The 19,124-nt window shown below is 54.6% G+C and carries 19 protein-coding genes; 10 read left to right on the top strand and 9 right to left on the bottom strand.

The genetic code is table 11. The features are described from left to right. Positions 1 to 108: 108 nt before the first annotated feature. Positions 109 to 2,148, top strand: a complete 2,040-nt coding sequence (locus tag G6R38_RS15800; RefSeq protein ID WP_166827706.1) for a prolyl oligopeptidase family serine peptidase — start codon at positions 109 to 111, stop codon at positions 2,146 to 2,148. Positions 2,149 to 2,152: 4 nt separating this feature from the next. On the opposite strand, the gene G6R38_RS15805 is transcribed toward G6R38_RS15800, so the two are convergent. Further along, on the bottom strand, positions 2,153 to 3,016 hold the full coding sequence (locus G6R38_RS15805; protein WP_166827709.1) for a succinylglutamate desuccinylase/aspartoacylase family protein: 864 nt from the start codon (positions 3,014 to 3,016) through the stop codon (positions 2,153 to 2,155). A gap of 128 nt (positions 3,017 to 3,144) precedes the next feature. Continuing rightward, positions 3,145 to 4,662, bottom strand: coding sequence for a hypothetical protein (locus G6R38_RS15810; RefSeq protein ID WP_166827712.1), 1,518 nt, complete (start codon positions 4,660 to 4,662; stop codon positions 3,145 to 3,147). Positions 4,663 to 4,857: 195 nt separating this feature from the next. On the opposite strand from G6R38_RS15810, the gene G6R38_RS15815 reads away from it, so the two are divergent. Beyond that, a complete protein-coding gene (locus G6R38_RS15815) occupies positions 4,858 to 5,205 on the top strand; it encodes a rhodanese-like domain-containing protein (protein ID WP_166827715.1) in 348 nt (115 codons plus the stop codon). Positions 5,206 to 5,335: 130 nt separating this feature from the next. Here the strand turns inward: G6R38_RS15815 and G6R38_RS15820 are convergent, their stop codons facing one another. After that, positions 5,336 to 5,635 (bottom strand): ferredoxin family protein, encoded by a 300-nt coding sequence (locus G6R38_RS15820; protein WP_166827718.1) that lies wholly within the window; start codon positions 5,633 to 5,635, stop codon positions 5,336 to 5,338. Between the two features lie 442 nt (positions 5,636 to 6,077). Here G6R38_RS15820 and G6R38_RS15825 point away from each other — a divergent pair, with 442 nt between their 5' ends. From G6R38_RS15825 to G6R38_RS15845, 5 genes are all read left to right on the top strand, one after another. Further along, positions 6,078 to 6,653 (top strand): RNA polymerase sigma factor, encoded by a 576-nt coding sequence (locus G6R38_RS15825; RefSeq protein WP_166827722.1) that lies wholly within the window; start codon positions 6,078 to 6,080, stop codon positions 6,651 to 6,653. Positions 6,654 to 6,735: 82 nt separating this feature from the next. Beyond that, positions 6,736 to 6,936, top strand: coding sequence for a sulfur carrier protein ThiS (gene thiS, locus G6R38_RS15830; RefSeq protein ID WP_166827725.1), 201 nt, complete (start codon positions 6,736 to 6,738; stop codon positions 6,934 to 6,936). Positions 6,937 to 7,005: 69 nt separating this feature from the next. Further along, positions 7,006 to 7,833 (top strand): thiazole synthase, encoded by an 828-nt coding sequence (locus G6R38_RS15835; RefSeq protein ID WP_166827728.1) that lies wholly within the window; start codon positions 7,006 to 7,008, stop codon positions 7,831 to 7,833. A 39-nt stretch (positions 7,834 to 7,872) separates the two neighbouring features. After that, positions 7,873 to 8,526, top strand: coding sequence for a GTP cyclohydrolase I FolE (gene folE / locus G6R38_RS15840; RefSeq protein WP_166827731.1), 654 nt, complete (start codon positions 7,873 to 7,875; stop codon positions 8,524 to 8,526). Positions 8,527 to 8,545: 19 nt separating this feature from the next. Beyond that, entirely contained in the window at positions 8,546 to 9,307 is a 762-nt protein-coding gene (locus G6R38_RS15845; protein WP_166827734.1) for a hypothetical protein, read from the top strand. A gap of 5 nt (positions 9,308 to 9,312) precedes the next feature. Here the strand turns inward: G6R38_RS15845 and G6R38_RS15850 are convergent, their stop codons facing one another. Further along, on the bottom strand, positions 9,313 to 10,032 hold the full coding sequence (locus G6R38_RS15850) for a metallophosphoesterase family protein (RefSeq protein ID WP_166827737.1): 720 nt from the start codon (positions 10,030 to 10,032) through the stop codon (positions 9,313 to 9,315). 194 nt (positions 10,033 to 10,226) lie between these two features. Beyond that, the gene (locus tag G6R38_RS15855) at positions 10,227 to 12,215 is read right to left on the bottom strand and encodes a protein kinase domain-containing protein (RefSeq protein WP_166827760.1); all 1,989 of its coding nucleotides are present in this window, start codon (positions 12,213 to 12,215) and stop codon (positions 10,227 to 10,229) included. Positions 12,216 to 12,675: 460 nt separating this feature from the next. Between G6R38_RS15855 and G6R38_RS15860 the strand changes: the two genes are divergently transcribed. Then, positions 12,676 to 13,647 (top strand): OmpA family protein, encoded by a 972-nt coding sequence (locus G6R38_RS15860; RefSeq protein WP_166827763.1) that lies wholly within the window; start codon positions 12,676 to 12,678, stop codon positions 13,645 to 13,647. 175 nt (positions 13,648 to 13,822) lie between these two features. On the opposite strand, the gene G6R38_RS15865 is transcribed toward G6R38_RS15860, so the two are convergent. Then, on the bottom strand, positions 13,823 to 14,227 hold the full coding sequence (locus G6R38_RS15865; protein WP_166827766.1) for a hypothetical protein: 405 nt from the start codon (positions 14,225 to 14,227) through the stop codon (positions 13,823 to 13,825). Between the two features lie 222 nt (positions 14,228 to 14,449). On the opposite strand from G6R38_RS15865, the gene G6R38_RS15870 reads away from it, so the two are divergent. Then, a complete protein-coding gene (locus tag G6R38_RS15870) occupies positions 14,450 to 15,043 on the top strand; it encodes a thioredoxin family protein (RefSeq protein ID WP_166827768.1) in 594 nt (197 codons plus the stop codon). A gap of 69 nt (positions 15,044 to 15,112) precedes the next feature. On the opposite strand, the gene G6R38_RS15875 is transcribed toward G6R38_RS15870, so the two are convergent. From G6R38_RS15875 to G6R38_RS15885, 3 genes are all read right to left on the bottom strand, one after another. Continuing rightward, the gene (locus G6R38_RS15875) at positions 15,113 to 15,538 is read right to left on the bottom strand and encodes a tetratricopeptide repeat protein (protein WP_166827771.1); all 426 of its coding nucleotides are present in this window, start codon (positions 15,536 to 15,538) and stop codon (positions 15,113 to 15,115) included. 85 nt (positions 15,539 to 15,623) lie between these two features. After that, positions 15,624 to 16,691 (bottom strand): protein arginine kinase, encoded by a 1,068-nt coding sequence (locus G6R38_RS15880; RefSeq protein WP_166827776.1) that lies wholly within the window; start codon positions 16,689 to 16,691, stop codon positions 15,624 to 15,626. Positions 16,692 to 16,816: 125 nt separating this feature from the next. Further along, positions 16,817 to 17,332 carry a UvrB/UvrC motif-containing protein gene (locus tag G6R38_RS15885; RefSeq protein WP_166827781.1) on the bottom strand — a complete coding sequence of 172 codons (516 nt, stop codon included), beginning with the start codon at positions 17,330 to 17,332 and terminating at the stop codon, positions 16,817 to 16,819. Positions 17,333 to 17,544: 212 nt separating this feature from the next. On the opposite strand from G6R38_RS15885, the gene trpE reads away from it, so the two are divergent. Beyond that, entirely contained in the window at positions 17,545 to 19,035 is a 1,491-nt protein-coding gene (gene trpE / locus G6R38_RS15890) for an anthranilate synthase component I (protein ID WP_166827785.1), read from the top strand. The last annotated feature ends 89 nt before the right edge of the window (positions 19,036 to 19,124 follow it).

Consider the following 19,124-nt stretch of genomic DNA (forward strand, 5'->3'; position numbering starts at 1 on the left):
ACTTTGTCCAGAACTTCTCATGGATTCGCACGAATGGTTGCGACACCAGACACGGCGCGTCATGCTTCACGAGTTCAATAGAATCCTAACTCAAGGAAGTGAAAACTCATGAAACTGCGACTTGCGGTCGTTTGCTTGCTGTTGTGCTGTCTAGGCCCGTTGCGGGGTATCGCCGACGCCGACGGTCCTAAAGACAATCATCCCGATAACGTCCGCGCGGTTCCGCCAATCGGAATCGAATTGGATGCTGAAACCACACAGAAATTGTATGACCAACTTCAACCGATCGAAGATGGCATCGAACGATTGAAGAAGTCGCATCAACAGCCACAAACGATTGATTTGCTTCCCGATGTCGAGATCTTCACGCGGGCCGTTCGGGGAGCCATCGAACACCGTGAGTTCTATTCCAAGAACGACGTCAAGCACGCCGCAGAGTTGCTAAACATCGCAGCCAACCGACTTAAACAACTTGCCGCCGGAAAAACTCCCTGGACGAAAGAAACCGGCTTGGTCGTGCGAGGATTCCGTTCCCAACTGGACGGAACCGTGCAGCCTTACGGACTTGTTGTTCCGGAATCGTTTGCAACCGCAACACACACACCGCATCGCTGCGACATCTGGTTACACGGACGGGGCGAACGGTCGCTTGAAAACCAATTCCTCTGGCAGCGTTTGCATTCTGCCGGTCAGTACACACCTGCAAAAACCTTCGTGCTACATCCGTATGGACGGTACTCGAATGCATTCAAATTCGCTGGGGAAATCGACGTGCTCGAAGCGTTGGAGCACGTGCAATCGCAATACCCGATCGATGCCGACCGCATCGGCATGCGAGGCTTTTCCATGGGCGGAGCAGGGTGCTGGCAACTCGCGGTGCACTACGCAGACCGCTGGTTCGCAACCAATCCCGGTGCGGGGTTTAGCGAAACGCCGTTATTCCTGAAGTCATTTCAGAAGGAGACCCTGCACCCCAAACCCTGGGAAGAAACATTGTGGCGATGGTACGACTGCCCCGGCTACGCAGCCAATTTGACGCAGCTTCCGACGATTGCTTACAGCGGCGAAAACGACATCCAAAAGCAAGCGGCCGATGTTATGGAAGCAGCACTCAACTACGAGGGCATCGATCTGCTGCACGTGATTGGTCCCAAGACGGGACACAGAATTCACCCGGAATCGAAGACGATCATCTCGGCAAAGTGGGACAGCCTCGCAGAACGTGGACGCAACCGATTTCCGAACCGTCTCCGGTTTACGACATTCACTTTGCGTTACAATCGGATGCACTGGCTGACAGTGGACGCCCTGGAACAACACTGGGAAGAAGCTCGTGTCAATGCCCGTATCGACGGATCACAAGTCTTCGTCGAACCACGAAACGTCGCCGCGTTCACGCTTGAGTTTCCTGCTGGTCACGCTCCGTTTCCGACAGACAAACCAGTGCATGTCAAAATTGGCGAGCAAAACTTTAGGCAGCGGCCGAAATCCGACGGGTCCTGGAAATTCTCGGTCGTCAAGACCGATGGAAAATGGTCCACCGGAGAATTCGAAAAGACACTCCGAAAACAGCACGCCTTACAAGGACCGATTGATGACGCTTTTATGGATTCGTTCATCTTCGTGCGGCCGACGGGTACGGCGGCACACGCGGCCGTCGGCAAGTGGGTGGATCGTGAATTGAATCGAGCCATTGGTGAATGGCGACGCCAGTTCCGTGGCGATGTGCGAATTGTGGATGATGTCGAACTCACACCGGAACAGATTGCTTCGAACCACCTCGTACTGTGGGGTGATCCTTCTTCCAACGCCGTGATTCGCAAGGTCATCGGGAAATTGCCCATCGAATGGGATGAAGACACGCTCGCGACCGACGATTTCACTGGCACGCCCCAAACCCAGGTGCCGGTGATGATCTACCCGAACCCGCTCAATCAAAACCGATATGTCGTTCTCAACAGCGGACCGACTTACCGTGAATATGCATACCTCAACAACGCCCGTCAGGTACCGATGTTGCCGGACTGGGCGATTGTCGATGTTACGGATTCCAAGTCCGAGGAGTGGCCGCTTTCACGGTGGCCCGGACAGATCACGCAGGCCGGTTTCTTCGATGAAAATTGGCGATTCCGTAAATCGACTGACTGAGCGATCAATACGCGATGTGCACGACGGCGTCGCCTTGATGCACGAGCGGATTGTTGACGTGGCCAATGATCAGACCGGTTTCATTGGCTGCCACAACAGATTCGCCCGCACCGAAGGCGTCGCCGATTGAGCCAAGTCGCTGTTTCTTGACGACTTCCTCACCAAGTTGAATTTCCAACCGCAGAATGCCACTGCGTTTCGCCCGTGTCCATTTACTGCGAGAGAACTTTTGGACAACCGGGGCTTTTTTGCGGGGGGGAGTGATCATTCCGAGTGAACTCAACGCTCGTAAGATCCCTTTCACACCGACGGAAATGGCCTCCGAATCGAACCGAAGCGGCTCACCCGCTTCGTAGACCAGCACCGGAATCCCCAAGCTGTGTGCGGCTTCCCGGAGAGACCCGTCACGGGTGTGCGTGTCCAAGATGACCGGCGCACCGAACGCTTCGGCAAATTCGCGGGTCGCTTCCTGTTGAAGATCAGCTCGCAGTTGGGGCAGATTCGTGCGATGGTTTGAGCCGGTATGCAAATCGATCCCGTGCGTGCAATGCCGGACGATCTCCGTCATAAACAAATTCGCTAACCGCCCTGCCATAGAACCTTTTGAAGTTCCGGGGAAGGAGCGGTTCAAATCACGGCGGTCGGGTAAGTACCGAGATTGGCTGACGAACCCGAACACGTTGACAATCGGAGTGGCGATGACGGTTCCTGTGAGCTTCTTCGGATCAAGCTTTTGCAAGACCTGTCGGATGATCTCGACACCGTTGAGTTCATCCCCGTGAACAGCCGCACTAAGCCACACCCGCGGACCATCTTGCGGTCCGTGCAGCACTTCGACCGGTAACTCCAGCCACGCTTCCGTCACCATCCGCGAGACTGGAATATCAAACCGACTGCGCGTACCGGGTTCAACGGTTTGTTGAGCAATCGTCAGTGGTGTCGAGGATGCAGCCAGTTTTCAAATCGCAATTTAAAAAGATGACACAAGAAGTTTCGTTAGCCGACTCCCAACCCTTTGTCGAACGTATTCAAGTCTCGCATGAAAATTGACAGGCTCGAATGCAGCGTGTCTCGGTCGATGGTCCACACGGGATTCTCGCTCGTGTACCGATTGCAGTGATCCACCATCAACCGATACAGAAACTTAAACAGATGCCGTGGTACACGGAACCGGGCAAAAATGCCGATCAGTTCATCACGGGTAATTGTATCATCAAAGAAATCCCCGACGGTGGGATTCTTGGTCGAATTTGGGGTCGCACACGCTTGGATGCGATCGGTCGCCACGTCGTAAAGCGACTCGCCTGTCCATTCCAGCGATTGAATCAGGTTCAACTTGTCCAAACGCGACTTCTCGTAAAAACCGGCTTCTTCACGTCCCAAGTAGTGAACGACTTCGGCCGGCAGCAGCAGTTTGAACCCAATGTTCGCGTGCCGAAGGAACTTGTTGTCGAACATCGGCCAAATGAGATCCCGCATTCGCTCGGGAGCGCCGTTGATGAGGTGCGGTTCGTCCACGCGGTCGACGAGCACCATCACACCGCCATACCCCAGCGTGTCCAGGATCGAGCGGAATTTCGACAGGAGTTCGTAACGGTCGTCGCTACGATCCTTCGTCGGCATGCGTTGGCCTTCGATGTCCCGAAAATCGAATTTGCTAAGCACACGTCGCAACGTGTTTGGCTGATGATCGAAGACACGAATCTGCCGACTTGCCTGCCACGCGGCTTTCATCATGAAGAATTGCCGACGCAAAAATGGCAGCCATCCAATCAACAGGATCAACAGCGACCAGATGCTGAAAATCTGCAAAAATCCCCAGTTCACGGTCACAATGATCGTCGTCAACAAAGTGACGAACCACCCCAACCATAAATCCCACTTCGATGTCCACGTGTGGGTACTCAACCACGATTGGTAATCGAGTTTGTGCCGCAGCTCATTCCAGCGGCGATCGGGGGCCTGGTCATAAGTGTTGTTGTAGAACGCCGCGAGTAACAGCAAATCCCGCCGTTGACTGGGGGAGAGTTGTTCGACGTCTTCCACCGTCAGTTCGGCATCGGGATGCACGCCCTTTTTCTCGGCTTCCAACACCGTTCGCACGAGACGCTTGACCCCCAACGAGAGGATGGCGTCCATATGGTCGTAAAGTCGCCAATACGTCAGTGCGCGTTCGGGTTTCTTACGCCGCCCACGCAGTCGTTCGCGGAAATTATCGAGAAAAGGATTGAAGTCATCGTACTGAATGACGAAGACCTTCGAATCCGGCGATTTATCATTGTGTTGACGAATTTGATCGACGATTTGCAGCCGAAGTGCGGTCTTGCCGCTACCTTTCTCGCCAAAGACAACCGAAGTGGCCGGTTGGCCCGGTGTCCCGAGGATTTTGTCCCAAGCGGGGTGGTGCGTGCCGTTCAAGCAGTGCTCACGGAACACATGGTCCGATTGCGCGTCCTCCTGACCGAACGGGTTCTCGGCAATTCCATGATGTTCGAGTAACTCCTTGACCTTCATAGCATCCCTCCCGGTTGAATCCGTCGATCATAGATGGCGCCTTCGACTTATAACGAATCAAATCCCGAAAGTTAAGTAATCTGGCCAACGGAAACAATTTGTGAGGGCGTCTTCATGAGCCGCGTTGCGTCCACATCGGCTTCCCGCCAGAATGGGGGCTGCTTGCCAAAAAATTTTAACCAGAAAGACAAAGCCATGTCGCAAGACTCATCACTTCATCCGCTGGAAGTTAGTTGCGAAACTGTCCACCAGAAACTCGAAGCGGGAGAAGACATTCTTTTGGTGGATTGTCGCGAGCAGGCCGAATACGACACCGTCAGCATCGACTCGGCGGTGCTATTGCCCATGAGCGAGATTCAAGCCCGACTCGGCGAATTGGAATCACAACGTGACAAAGAAATTGTGATTCACTGTCATCACGGCGGTCGCAGCATGCAGGTGACGGCTTGGCTGACCCAGCAGGGGTTTGCCAACGTCAAAAGTATGGCAGGCGGGATTGACCGTTGGGCCGAAGTGATTAATCCCGAACTTCCGCGATATTAGACCGCAGACAGTCCTTCGCCGACCATTGAAACTTGTCCAGTCGCCTCCAGGCTGTCAATACACAAAAACGCCGATCCGGCATGGCCGGTCGGCGTTTTTTCTATTCGAATGTTGCGGTCGGCAAACGGAATTAGGCCGACGCACACTCGCCGCCGGTTTCAGCGAGCGAAGCTTTCTTTTCGGTGATCACCGGAGTTTGCGGAGCGAGTTCAGCGTTCAACGCTGTGTAGTCGGTCCACTCTTCTGGAAGGTTGTCTTCGTGGAAAATTGCTTCCACAGGGCATTCCGGAACGCAGGCTTCGCAGTCGATGCATTCATCCGGATGGATGTACAGCATCGATTCGCCTTCGTAGAAGCATTCCACGGGGCACACGACGACGCAGTCGGTGTACTTACAATTGAAGCAGGGTTCGGCAACAACGTGAGTCATGTTAGTTCCTTCAGAAAGTTGGTGAGAACGCTGATCTCGAGATGACTTCGAAATGACGAACGGACCCGGAGGTGAAACGGGTCTCCTGCAATGCTGATCGACCTTATACCGCGGAAGTGTCGAGTCAATTTTGGACCGGCCCGCAGGAATTTTCGCAAATCTTAGACCCGATGGAAGCACTTGTCAAGTAGTACTTTACTGAAACAAGGGCCTCCAATGACGGGGTAACATGTCAAGCAGTCTTCGACAGGGGTCCGGTTTGGTAATATGATAGTATATTGAGGGTTCAGGTTCGGCGAAACGACACCATTTTCCGGCGAACCGTAAACACAACTTGTTCCGCCATTCTGGCGCAAGTACAGTAGTTCCAACGGAGGGATCATCCATTCGCATGCATTCGACTTCCACCTCATGACCGAGGCGTGTTCCAAAGGGTTCACCTGTGGCTTTGTCCGAAAATGATCGCAAGTTGCTACAGCGTTGTCTGGCTAACGATCCGGACGCTTGGAAGGAATTTATCGATCAGCATCATGGATTGTTCGTCCATGTCATCCAGCATGTTGCGTATTCCCATAGCGTGCGGATGTCTCCCGAGGAAATCGACGATTTGTGTTCGGAAGTGTTTTTGCAAATCGTTGCGAATGACGCAGCTGTGTTGCAGCAGTTCCGCGGTCGTAGTTCGCTGCAAACCTATCTGACCGTGATCGTCCGGCGGATTGTCGTCCACGAAATCAATCGTCGGCATCGCCCTGATTCGCCTGCTCCAAGCCAAAACGGTAATCATTCCGCCCGCCTCAACAGTGACAGTGTCACTCCTGGGAACCGGCTGGAGAACCGCGAGGAAGTTCAACGATTGCTCGCTGAACTCTCCCCGGAAGAAGCACGAATCGTCCAACTGCACTACTTGGAAGGCAAAACCTACCAGGAAATCAGCCAAACACTTGGTGTGCCGTTCAATTCTCTGGGTCCCATCTTGACCCGCGCCCGCGAACGCATGCGGGGCAACCTCGGACAGTAATCGACCTGCTTGACGGTCTTTCGCCGCAGGTCTACACTCGACTGCTTGGAAACACTGTTCAAACACAGGTCGGGATTGCGTCGTGGAAATTGTTCTCAACGGGGAAAATCGTTCCGTCTCCGAAGGGCTGACTTTGGCCGACCTCGTCCGCGAGTTGAACATGCAACCTCGGTTCGTGGCTATCGAGTGCAACACGGAACTCGTTCCACGACGAAACCACGCCGAGCACGTCTTGCAACCTGGAGACCGCGTGGAGATTGTGACGCTCGTTGGTGGTGGTTAGATCGATGCCGACCACTGTCCGTCACGGTTTTCGATTTTGCGGATCATACTGAATTGACTGGCCTTGATTATGACGACTGCAACCGCGTCGACTTCGGATAAACTTCGACTGGGTTCCCACGAGTTCTCCTCACGTTTGATCGTGGGAACAGGGAAGTACCAGACGTTCGAGCTGATGCAAGAATGCCTGGAAGCAAGTGGCGCGGAAGTCATTACCGTGGCGGTTCGTCGTGAACGCCTGATCGACGCGGAGGGTCGGAACATTCTGGAGTATATCGATCTCGATCGGTACACAATCCTTCCGAACACCGCCGGTTGCTTCAACGCCGATGATGCCGTTCGTGTGGCCCGACTCGGACGCGAGATTCTCGAAGGCCTGGAAAACCCCGGTGCGGATTGGGTGAAACTCGAAGTTCTCGGCGATACCAAGACACTCCTGCCAGACCCCGTTGCCACACTGGAAGCCACCGAAAAACTGGTCGCGGACGGCTTTCAAGTTCTGTGCTACACCAGCGACGATCCGGTGACAGCGGACCGTTTGAAGAAAGCGGGAGCCACGTGCGTGATGCCGGCGGGTAGTCCGATCGGCAGCGGGCAGGGGATTCTCAACCCGAACAACATCCGAATTTGCCTGGAATACCTCAAAGGTGACGACCCGGATTATCCCGTCATTGTCGATGCGGGCGTTGGCACGGCGAGTGATGTGGCGATCGCGATGGAGCTCGGCTGCGACGGCGTGTTACTAAACACGGGGATTGCAGGTGCGAAAGATGCCGCAACAATGGCCGTCGCGATGAAGCTTGCTTGTCAGGCCGGTCATCACGCCTACCAAGCGGGGCGGATTCCCAAGAAACTCTATGCCACCGCCAGCAGCCCCGACGCGGGCAAAATTGTTTGAAGTCCTGCCTGATTTGATTCCCCAATTCCAGAGCGTTCTGTGAACGAAAACGTCCAAGACTCCGATCTCGACCGGCAACCGCCCGAGGCGACAGGAGACATAAGTGCACCGTCGAACTCCAAGGTCGATCATCCGCGAATCGAACGGGCCGTGCGGGAAATTCTCGCCGCCGTCGGGGAAGATCCGGACCGTGAGGGCCTCCTCGACACACCAGCTCGTGTGGCACGGATGTACGCGGAGTTATTCTCTGGATTGCGAACCGACCCGGCTCGGCATTTCAAGAAAGTCTTTCAAGAAGAGTACGACGAACTGGTGCTCGTGCGGGACATTTCCTTCAACAGCACTTGCGAGCACCACCTGCTACCGTTCATGGGGGTGGCTCATGTCGGGTATATCCCGCGGGGAAAGATTGCCGGTTTGAGCAAACTGGCGCGGGTTGTCGAAGAAATCGCCAAACGTCCGCAGGTGCAAGAACGAATGACGCACCAAATTGCGGACCTGATGAACAACGAACTCGACCCGAAAGGCGTGATTGTCGTGCTGGAAGCCGAACACACCTGCATGACGATTCGCGGTATCCGCAAACCCGGCAGTTTGACCGTGACGAGCGCGGTCCGAGGGTTGTTTAAATCGAATCAGTCCAGCCGAGCCGAAGCGATGGCGTTGATCACCGAACACTCCCGCCGTTCATAACGGAAATGGTTGAGACGAGATGATTGCCCAATTCGCCGCCCGTCTGATCTTCGGCATGTCGTTCACTTGGGTCTGCTTGCCGCAGCCGAAAATCTCATCGGGCTTTTTCCGCATTCAGATGCTCGTCGTGCTCGGACTCGGCGTCCTTGGAAGCTTGACCGGCAACACAGAAGAGACGATCCCAACGATCGCCTCTTCTGCCGCGTTTCTGCCGTTGTTCATCGTGATCTCGGTCCTGGCTTTTTTGGGATCGGTGTTCTGGACACTCGAACGCCGGCAAGCCGGGTGTTGGTTCGGATATGCAATCGCCGCCATTTCGCTGGCGACAGTTGTCTTGTTTGCTGCACGACCGGAAACGTCATTCCTTGAAAACCTGTTCCGCGTGGACTCGGAAGCCGCCACGTCTCTGATACTCGGCGTGACGATGGTCGCGATGTTGTTGGGGCATTGGTATCTCACGGCTCCGACGATGTCGCACGATCCATTACTGCGAGCGAACCAATTATTCGCCATTGCAGTGTTGATCCGATTCGTGATGTCAGCAATTGCGCTCGCGTTGAATTGGCAACTCGTCGGATCTGGGGCCACTCTGACGTGGCTAGCATTGCGATGGATCGCAGGCATCCTCGGACCGGCCGTGCTCGCGGTGATGGTCTGGCGAATCCTGAAATACCGCAACACACAATCCGCGACGGGTGTCTTGTTCGTCGGCGTGATTCTCACCTTCATCGGCGAACTCTCGGCTACGCTGCTGACCCGCGAACTTGGCGTACCGTTTTAATTTTCCTACCCAGGTTCGTTCGTCGGTGTCGGAAACGCTTGCCCGCCGGTTCGCAGGATTTGCTCGGCCAGTTCGAATGGAGGGCCATCCACACCGACATCCCTGAGACGCTGAACTGCGGCATCAACGTCGTATTCGAACCGACGAAACTCGACACGGCCGTCTTCAATCACCACATAGGACGCGCGGGGATCACCGTCTCGCGGTTGTCCGATACTACCGGGATTGATGACCTGCTTGTCACCGAGATCGAGATGAAACGGCATATGCGTATGCCCCACGTAGACATAGTCGGCTTCGATGTCGGCTAAGCGTTTTCGCCATTGGCGTTCATCGGGGCCGAGATATTCATCGAGCGGATCGCGGGGCGTGGCATGGACGAGAAAATGTGTGTAGCCGTCAAACTGTACATGCTGTTGCACCGGCATTTTCGCCAAGAAGGACAGGCGTTTGGTGTCGAGAACTTCCCAATGTTGCGGTCGGGTGGCGGCGGCCAATCCGCGTAGTCCCGAACCACCCAACGGAGCAACTCGTTGGGCAACCGCGTGGTCATGGTTTCCCCGCACCCAGGCGGTCGCGTTTTCGCGGACCCAATCGATACACTCCGCCGGATCGGCCCCGTAGTCGACGATGTCTCCCACCATGAAGCAAGCATCAAACGATTCATCCAACGCAGAAAGCGCCGACCAATTGGCGTGAATGTCCGCCAACACAAGTAACTTCATAAAAATGCCCGCGATTCAAACACGATGCCAGTGGACTAATCAACCGGGTGGCACCAACTGACCAAGTCGAGCCCCAATAGAGCAGCTGACAATGTCGGTTGCTGGTGATTCACAACGAATGAAGGCGACACAGAATTGAAACTCGTTCTGCAAATGCCTTCCCGCATCCAAACCTCTCCATCAGATCGCTAGATTCAAGGAATCTCCCGGATTCGTAGGTTTCGCAAGCGAATTTTGTACCGGTGATTTTGAAAACCGATATACCCCGGATCTTTCGTAACAATCCCTTCACGGTCTAAGCGATCTTGATAATACCCCCAGTCGTTGGAGAGGACTTCGGTCCCATTGATCTTCACCCAAATCCGACTGTCTTCAACACGGATAGAGGCATGATTCCATGCTTCCGCGGGTGCATCGACCGGCCGTTCACGGGGAATCACCGAGTACACAGCCCCAGTCTTCATGATTGCTGGCACGCCCTGATAGGACGGGTGATCGTCATCGAGCAGCTGAACTTCTAAACGTTGTTGATCTGAGAAATAGGTTCCGGTCCGAATGTAAACCCCGCTATTGCCACGCCGTTCGAGCCAATATTCGAACCGCAATTCGAAGTCGCCATAGGCTCTCGCGGAGACAAGCCAGGAGTCGTGGTCGGGATCCTCCAAGCGAATTTCATCGCCCACAGCGACCCATGCTTCTCGATTTCTCCCAAATACCGACCACTGCGAGAAATCACCATTGCCGGACAACTTCCGAAACCCTTCGGCATCAAGGAACACAAAAGGTTCCTCGGAGCGTGAGTCCGAATCTGCATCAGCACCGTCATCTGAATCGTTGGCCGGTCCTGGGTTAGCCGCTTCTGTGTCTAGCGTCTCGGTATGGTTTGGCGTCTCTCCATGTTGCGAACCGGTTGACGATGCTGGACCTTGGGTCGTCGCACCCGCCGATTGGGTAAATTCCGGTGTGGGGAGTGGTTCACGCCCGAAGATGATCCAGCCCAGCACCAAACCGAACAGTGTCAGCACAACTGGGCCAGCGATATACAACAGCCAACTGAAGTCCTGCGAAACGCGAGGTTTTCGGGGACGCCGAACGCGTTTTTCGGGAGCGTGTGGCTTTTCCACATCCGCCTGTTCCACGGTGTGGTCAAACAGCGACGCCCTGTGATATTTCCCCGAGGAGGTCTTCTTTTCGCCACGGAATTCGGAAAGCGATCGTTCTTCTTGAATCGTTTGGGCCTTCACCGCCGAAACCTGGGTGGCAGATTCGGACGTTTTCGTCGTGTCACGGCTCCCAAAAGTGACAATGGATTGCTGGCCCGAATCGGATTTGTTCGCTCTTAACCAATCGGTGAGGTGATCCGCCACCTTTTGCATACTTTCCGGGCGGTCTTTGGGATCTTTCGCCAGCATTGCATGACACAACCGAGACAGTTCCGGATCCACGTCGTCTCGAAACGATTGCAGGTCGGGAGCGTCAGCCGCAAGCACTTGCCCGAGAATCACCGCGATCGACCCTTGAAACGGTATCTCGCCAGTCAGCAACTCAAAGAAGATGACTCCAAGACTGTAAATATCGCTGGCCGGACCGATTTCGTCCGTTTCTCCACGCACCTGTTCGGGAGAAATATAAGCCGGTGTGCCGATCACCATTCCAGTTTGCGTAAGCCGAGCATCACTGGTTTCCAGGAGCGCCAAACCGAAGTCCATCACGACGGGTTGTTTTTGGCGATTGATCAAAATATTCGCTGGCTTTAAGTCCCGATGTACTACCCCGGTGCGATGGGCATACTCCAGAACCCCGGCGAGTTTTCGAACCAAACTCGCGATCTGTCGTTCGCTCAACGACTTGCCGCTGCCAATCAAGTCTTGGAGCGATTGTCCGTCGATGTACGCCAAGGCAATATACGGTTGCCCGTCCTGCTCGCCGATATCGTAGATCGCACACAGGTTCGGATGGTTCAGCGTCGCGGCGGCTCGGGCCTCACGGTAGAAGCGTTCCAACACCGCTTTCTTACCGTCGGCAATTTTGGGCACTTTGAGCGCCACCCGACGGTCCAATGACTCATCACGAGCCAAATACACCGTCCCCATGCCCCCTTCGCCAAGCTTCCGCTCGATGATGTACCGACCGTAGCGTTTGGGAGTGCTCGGAGAAGTCGACTTTTGCCGCGATTTCGCCATAGTCAGGGAGCTTGATCCATCAGTTGGTTTGATCACACGCCAACATGGTCGTCCTGCACACGGACTCAGTTTATCAGGGGTGGCACCGATTGTCAGCGATTCCCTGCACAGAAAATCATGCCAGACGAATCTGCCTCGCATGAGGCAAATACTCCGATCGCCGAGAAAAACCTTCGATTGGGTTGACCGGAATTGCAAGAAATTCTCGGATTGAAATTTTTTCTTCAAGTTCGGCTAGTCACGATTTCTCAATCTGGATATAACCCGCCGCGAACCGACCGGACGGGGTATCTCGCGGGAACGAGCCCCTGTCACCGAGGTTGCGTTCATCATCTCTCACTCTCCAATCTGTTGACCTCTTTCACTTCACGGATTCGCCAATCCTCAAGGTTTGTCCACGTGTATCGTCACGGACAGCGACAAGACCGGACAGGATCGAACTCTGAGAAGGAGCTTACGCATGTCCCTCTTTCGTAGTCCGTCAGAGACCCACTCCATTGGGGTTTGCTTGACGTTCACTCTGATTCTGTTGCTGATGACTGCGATCACCGGCTGCAATATGGTGCCGCAATCTCAGTTGCGACAGGCACAGTTGCGAGCCCTGGAACTGCACGAGCAGAACCAGACGATCACGGCTCAATACCAGCAGGCCGCAACGCTGGCCGCCGCTGAAACGAGCAAGAACCAACAGCTCGCACAGCAAAATGCCGGCTTGCAAGCTCATGCAGCCAGCCTGCAAAACAACATGGCTAGCCTGCAAACTCAGGTGAGTCAGAAGGATCAGGAACTCGCTGATTCGTTGGCTCAATTGCAAAATGTGCAAGGACAGCTACAGACCGCCGAGCAACGAGTTGCGAACTTCCGTTCGACGCAAGAAGAACTCGAACGACGGATGGTGCAGCTAATCAGCGAAAGCAAACGCTTGCCGAGCCCGCTCTCGGATGAGGCTTCCAAACGGTTTGAAGAATTGGCTCGGAAATATCCGAACTTTGAATTCGATCCGCTGACGGGCGTGAGCAAATTCCATTCGGACATTCTGTTCTCGTCAGGAAGCGCCCAGATTAAACGGACAGCGGCTCCGCTGTTAAAAGAATTCGCGGAAATCATGAACGAACCGACGGCCGAACGATTGCATATCCTCATCGTCGGACACACCGATGACAAACCGATCGCCAAAGCCGGTACGCGTCAAGAACACCCGACCAACGGACATCTATCGACCAACCGTGGACACTCCGTACGAATGGCTCTCAAGCAGGCCGGATTGCAAGACGGACGCATGGGTGTGGCAGGTTACGGGAAACATCAACCGTTGGTCGCGAACGTCGACGAAGATAACCGCCAAGTCAATCGGCGTGTAGAAATCTTCGTACTGGCTCCCGATGCGGTTGTTGCCGGTTGGGACCCCATCAACGCCCCCAGCCGCAATTGACGCGGCACTAGCGAAGAGCAGGGTGGCAATCCGGAAATTGCATTCAACGGAAAGAACATGTGCCAAGGCTCTAAAAGCCGTGGCACATGGAGCGAAGTCGTTTCACGTTGACGCAATTCCCCGTAACGACATACGTCGTCTTCGTGTCGTTCTCGAATGAAGATTACCAGCGTGATCAGCTGGCAAACTTGAGAATCGTCGCGGAGACTTCCGGTTCAGGAGCGGCTTCGGATTCTTCGTCTTCCAACTCATTGACTTCCGGTTCCTCGCCTTCGACATCTTCGTCGGCGACCGGACCGGTAAGGTTCTCGAGTGCTCTGATGCCCTCACCGGTGATCTGATACCGCACGCCTTCGGAGCGTCCGGCGAGTTGAAATTTGAGAAAGCCCAGCGCGAGCAGCTTGCCGTGCAGTCGGGGCAAGTCGTCCTCTTCGATGCCTTCGATCGCCATGACCCGATCCAACCAGCCTTCGAATTCCGGATCGTTGGCTTTGGCGGTGTCGCGGCATTCACGATAGGCCGTGAGGACTGTACGCCAGTCAGTGTTTTCCATGAGTTCCTGCCGTTCAAATTCTAGCATGTGGTGGATATCGGCGAAAAAATCCGCGTGATCCACACCGCATCCGCATGGCCGTAGGACCGTCAGAATCCTTCGTTGAATCGGCAAAAATGCCGTCGCTTCTTGAGAACACTCTCATGGAAGCCAAACTCCCTGGTTCCCCCGGTTGCATCACACGTCGGGATTGGTTTTACTGAAGCTAAGGATAATTTTCGAACCAATCGCTACACGGAATTGCATACGATGGTCAAAACAGCCTCGACGATGTTGCCCCTCGGCACCGCAGCCCCGGATTTTTCTCTGCCGAACCCCATTACGGGTGGCACGGTATCGAAGGCCGACTTCGCCGGCAAACCGTTGCTGGTCATGTTCATTTGCAACCACTGTCCGTTCGTCGTCCACCTAAAAGACGCACTCGGACCATTCACTGACGAATACCAAGGCAAAGGGTTGTCTGTGGTTGCGATTAGTTCCAACGATGTTGAGAACTATCCCGACGACAGCCCCGAGAAGATGAAAGAATTCGCCGCCGAGAACGGGTTCAACTTCCCGTATCTGTACGACGCATCTCAAGAAGTCGCCAAAGCTTATACAGCGGCGTGCACACCGGACTTCTTCCTGTTCGATTCCGGCCACAAGCTCGCGTATCGCGGGCAGTTCGACGACAGTCGCCCCGGCAACGACAAAGAAATCACCGGAGCCGATCTGCGAACCGCGTGCGACGAAGTCCTCGCTGGCAAACTGCCATCCGACAACCAGAAACCGAGCATCGGCTGCAACATCAAATGGAAAAGCGGAGCCGCCCCAAACTACTTCACCGGCCAACCGGCGGAGTGATCCAGAACACGGTAAATCGCTGATGATCGAGTGGTAGACAGGGTCGTGACCGAGCACGAGACCACGGCCTCATTGGAAGTGCTGGGACTTGTCCCAGCCGACTTCCTGTTCCAACCTGTACTCACCCCATTCCGCCAATTTCAACTTGGCAGCGGAATCATGCGGGGCAATCCGAACGGCTTCTTGGAACGCTCTCTCAGCGAGATCAAAATTACCAATCCTTTGATACACGTCGCCCTGACACGTCAATGAGATTGGTTCTTCCGGCATGATCTCGGCCGCCCGTTGGAACCATTCCAGTGCTTCAGTCCACTTTCCAAGCTGAAAGCACCAGTTTCCAAGAAAAAGGTGAGTCCAAGGATTGTCCGGGCATAGCGACAAGGAATGCTCGTAAGCGTCCCGCGATTCCTCATACCGCCGTTCTTGGACGTAGAGCTTCCCAAGCAATTGGAATAGCTCCGCATTTGATGGATCGTCCTCAATCAGCGAACGCACTTCTGTGATCGTTCCTGGTTGTAAGTCGTAATCCATCATGGGCGTAACTATGCAGTCAGCAGTCGCAACCTACGCCCCTGGAAACTCACTCCCGGTCATCGTCATCGTCGGTTAGCCGCAGTCGTAAGTATCCGGCTCGGGCGATGTTCCGTTCAGAGCTTTCCAACGATTCCTGCCGAATTTTCTGCAAGTGGGCGGGTTGGGTGTGGATGAACAATTCGTTGACCGTGGGGATTTCCAAATCGTCAATCAGGCCAAGATTGATGCCCATTCGCAAGCTCGAGAGCAAATGCATCGTCTCTTCAGAGGTAATCGTCTGGGCATTCTTGAGGATGCCATAAGCGCGTGAGACTTGGTCATGCAGTCCCTGGCGGTTCTCCTGAATCAACGCATCCCGCACACGACGCTCGTAATTGATGATGTTGGGCACCACATCTTTGAGTTCCGCAATGATCTGCGATTCACTCTTTCCCAGTGTGACTTGGTTGGAAATCTGATAAAAGTCGCCCATCGCCTGACTGCCTTCGCCGTACAAACCACGAACAGCAAGACTGATTTTGTGTAGCGCCTGGAAGACTTTCTGAATCTCTTTCGTCAGCACTAGGGCAGGGAGGTGTAGCATCACACTGACGCGGATACCGGTGCCCACATTCGTCGGACAGGCGGTGAGGTAACCGAGCTCATCGTTAAATGCGTAGGTGACACGTTCTTCGATCGCATCGTCGACTTGATCGATCTGCTTCCAACAGTCATCGAGTGCAAAACCGCTGTGGAGTACTTGAATCCGCAGATGATCTTCCTCGTTGATCATCAAACTGAGATTCTCTTCACTGCTGATACCCACGCCGCGAGACCCGTGGCTCTCCGCATGCTCGCGACTGATGAGCTGACGCTCCACCAGGAATTGCCGATCCAAATCGTTGAGCGTTCGCACATCAACGTAGCTCAATCGCGTTCCCACCGCCAAGTCGAACAACTGATCTTTCAGTAGCGATTCGATTTCCGTGCGAGCGGCATCGTCGGCTCGGTTCGGAAATGGAAACTGGGCGAGATTTCGGGCCAATCGGATTCGGCTGGAAATGACGATATCCGATTCCGGACCGTTCCCCCGCAACCATTCGCCACTGGTCGTTGTGAGGGAATCAAGATCCACGGGGTGTACTCCAAAAAGTTTTCTGTGGGAATCGTGCCAATCCTCGGCTCGATTTGCTGTCGTTGATTTTGACGGTCTTGTGAAACTCTGTAAACATCGACGTCGTGGCTTACGATCGTCGCCGGTTAATCATCGTCGCCGGACGAATGAACTTCGTCTTCGAGTTCGTTGATTTCATCACGAATTCGAGCGGCCATCTCGTAATCTTCCTCGTCGATCGCCGCCCGCAGCCGACCACGAAGTTTGATCAATTCGTACTGTTTTTGGCTAGCCTCCGGAGCACGTTTCGGGCATTTCCCGACGTGTTGGGTTTCTCCGTGAATATTCTCCAATAGCGGAGTCAGTTCTTTGGCGAACGCATTATAATCGTGCGGACACCCCAACCGCCCCTGACTACGAAACTCCTTGAAGGTGATTCCGCAATTCGGGCAAACAAGTTGTCCGTAGGACTCGGATTCTTCTTCCGAGACCGATTCCGACAACTTTTCCGCGAACTCGTCGGACTCGGACGTCATCGGTTCGGGTGCGGCGAGATATTGTTTCGCGCAGCTCTCACACAGATGCAGTTCCTGGGCGACTCCCTCTTGAATCTCCGTAATATGTAGTGTCGACGGCTTGGAACAACGGCTGCATTTTTTCATAATTAGCTTCCTAGGCAGCGAATGGCTGCACCATTCTAACCCTCACCCGGTGACTGTCAAGCACCGCATGAACCCGCTCGACTGACGTAACCATAAACACTGCTTTGAGATGGAATCCATACACCGCAGGAAGTTTATTCGAACTCAATCAATTCGCCAGTCCGCCGACCGGCGATGACTCTCTGTCTATTTAGCCAACTTTCCGAGACCTCATGATCCCCCACGCCCCGAATTTCGACGAATTTCAGCGACTTGCCCAGGGAGCCCGCATGGTTCCCGTGTATCGGCAATTGGTTTCGGACACCTTGACCCCTGTACTGGCGTACTGCAAATTGCAATGGGGTCCAGGTTCGTTTCTCTTCGAGAGTGTCATCGGCGGTGAGAAAATCGGTCGGTACAGTTTCTTGGGAGCCGATCCGTTTTTGCAGATTCAGGCATACGGTACCCGCGTCACGCTGACGCAGGGGGAATCATCGGAAAGCTACGATTGCGACGATCCGCTCAACGAACTTGAGAAACTCCTCAAGCAATATCCGGGAGTGCATGTCCCGGGTTTGCCTCGGTTCACAGGCGGGGCGGTGGGTTACGCCGGTTATGATTCTGTTCGTTACACCGAACATCTCCCGAACGCCCCCGAAGACGACCGCAACCTGCCCGACTTGTCGTTCGCGTTTTACGATCGAATGGTCGTCTTTGACCATGTGAATAAAACAGTCCTGGTCATCGTGACTGCTCGCACAGACGGCGACGATCTGCAAACGGAATACGATCGAGCCTGTGAACGAGTCGACGAGATTTGTCAGCAACTTCAACGCGGCACGACCGATCTGCAGTTGACCGATATCGACCCGAAAGCCGAAACGCCTTCGAAACCGTTGAAGTCGAACCGACCGGAAGGTGGATATCAGCAGACAGTCGAAGGAATCAAGGAATACATCAAAGCAGGGGATGTGTTCCAAGTCGTTCCCAGCGAGCGATGGGAATTGCAAACCCAGGCACGGCCGATCGACATTTACCGGTCATTGCGGGTCGTTAATCCCAGTCCGTTCATGTTTCTTTTGCGGACGGCTGAATGCACACTGATCGGTTCGTCACCGGAGATCATGGTGCGTGTGGAAGATGGCGAGACGACCATCCGCCCTCTCGCCGGTACACGCCGACGCGGCGCAACCGAAGCCGAGGACCGAGCACTCGCGGAAGAATTACTCGCCGACCCGAAAGAACGCGCCGAACATGTGATGCTCATCGACTTGGCTCGGAACGATGTCGGACGGATCGCCGAATATGGATCGGTCAAACTCTCTGACGTGATGGTCGTCGAACGCTACAGCCACGTGATGCACATCACGTCCAACGTCACCGGCCAACTCAAACCTGGTTTAACGGCCTTGGATGCCCTCCGTGCGGGTCTGCCAGCGGGGACGGTCTCGGGAGCCCCGAAAGTGCGGGCGATGGAAATTATTGACGAGTTCGAAACTACTCGTCGCGGTCCCTACGGTGGAGCAGTGGGGTATCTCGATTTCACCGGCGACATGGATACCTGCATCGCGCTGAGAACAATGGTGATGCAAGGTCAGACCGTCTATCTCCAAGCCGGCGGCGGTATCGTCGCCGACAGCGACCCCGAGGCCGAATATCAAGAAATCCGCAACAAAGCCCGCGGATTGCTCAAAGCCATCGAAGTCGCGGAAGCACAGCTGTGACCCGGTAGGTCAGACTGTGCCAGACACCTCCGGATCCTGAGTGACGGCATTCACAGCGCTCCCGGCATATATTGTTTTCGGGTCATTTA

Source organism: Thalassoroseus pseudoceratinae (assembly GCF_011634775.1).
Taxonomy (GTDB): domain Bacteria; phylum Planctomycetota; class Planctomycetia; order Planctomycetales; family Planctomycetaceae; genus Thalassoroseus; species Thalassoroseus pseudoceratinae.